Annotated in this window: 2 protein-coding genes; both read right to left on the bottom strand. The window is 36.2% G+C overall.

Going from position 1 to position 1591, the window contains the following annotated elements:
- Window positions 1-447: lipoate--protein ligase family protein (locus COZ07_RS04960; protein WP_406607478.1), on the bottom strand; the 447-nt coding region annotated here is incomplete at its 3' end.
- Between the two features lie 189 nt (window positions 448-636).
- The coding region (locus COZ07_RS04955; protein WP_406607477.1) for an HD-GYP domain-containing protein at window positions 637-1591 on the bottom strand (955 nt) is incomplete at its 5' end.

Raw genomic sequence — 1591 nt, 5'->3', positions numbered from 1 at the left:
TTCAGTCCCACCGGTTCCAGAAATCTTTCTACCACTCACCTCAATATCATTTCTTGGACGAAAAGAAGCAACAATTCCTAATTTTCTCAAAGCATAAATTACAGGCTGACTTAATCTTTTAAAAAAATCAGTATCGGCAATCCTCATATTAAAAAACTGTTTTTCACAAATAATTTCCCAACCAAGCTGTGTTTCATCGAAATATATCGCACCACCACCAGTAATCCTTCTGTTGATATCGATGCCTGCTCTTTTACAGAAATCAACCCTTATTTCCTGCTCTAAACTTTGATGATAACCGAGCAGAACAGCAGGAGGATAAAATTGCAAGAATCGAACTGTATTTGGAATATTCCCATTATTTTTAGCTTCAAGTAAAGCTTCATCGAGAGCTATATTCTCTGCTGCGGTAAGTATCCCTGTATCAAGCAACCGCCATTTGCTCATTTTTTCTCCTCTTCTTTATTAAGTTTTACATGCTGGCCAATTTGCACAGCGCACCCTATATAGTAAGCCATCTACTACATAGAGGGAGGGCTTGCCCTGCCTTCGTACCACCTTTTTTCCTCTATAGGGCTTTGCTATTTGTTTTTTATTTGAACTAAAAACCTGTAAATAAAAACAGTCTATCCCTTTTTATATATTATAATCTTTGTAAGCATTGTCTATTTTTAGGAACTCCTTCTCACATTTCAGAAAAGCATCCACAATATCCGGGTCAAAGTGTTCACCGCTATCAGACTTGATTCTCTTGACTGCCTCTTCATGTGACAGTTCATTTTTATAAGGTCTTTTCGATCTAATTGCGTCATAAGCATCACACAAGGTAAAAATTCTTGCCTCCAAAGGAATTTCCTGCCCTTTCAAGCCCTCCGGGTATCCCTTACCATTATATTTCTCATGATGGTATGCGCAAATATTTCTGCCCATAATAAAAAATAATTGTTTAAGTTTGAACTTATCAATAGTGTTCTGAAGTATCTGTTTTCCTATCTTAACGTGTTTCTTTATCTCTTCGTATTCTTCATTAGTCAGCTTTGATTCTTTCAATAAGATGGCATCTCGTATTCCTACCTTTCCTATATCATGCAAAGGAGCGGCATCATAAAGATCTTCAATAAATTCATTCGTGATGAGTTTTCGGTATTTTTTATCCTTACTCAACTGTTTTGCTAATACCACTGAGTAGTTACCTGTTCTTTCTAAATGATGTCCTGTTTCCGGATCTCTCCCTTCGGTAAGTCCCGCAAGAGAAAATATAATTGCTTTTTGTGCTCCTATCAACTCTCTGAATCTCAAGATACTTATGTAGCCAACAATCAATATTAGGCAAAGAAATAAGACAAGAAGCAGGATAGACGATAATATCAGTTTCTGTAATGCCATTTTCAATAAAGGGTGGCTGTGATCTATTACCACAAACATTCTCTTGCCAGGAAGGAACTCCACAGTAGCATAGTGAAAAGTTTGTACGTCTGAGATATTTAACCTATCAGAATGATCACTAAAATCATAGTTTGACTTACTGAAGTTAATAGATTTGTCTGGCTTTAATGATATTAAATTTCCTTCTTCGGTCTGAATGAACATA

This window comes from Candidatus Infernicultor aquiphilus (genome assembly GCF_002784285.1).
GTDB classification, from domain to species: domain Bacteria; phylum Atribacterota; class Phoenicimicrobiia; order Phoenicimicrobiales; family Phoenicimicrobiaceae; genus Infernicultor; species Infernicultor aquiphilus.
This window is presented reverse-complemented; position numbering and strand designations above follow the sequence as displayed.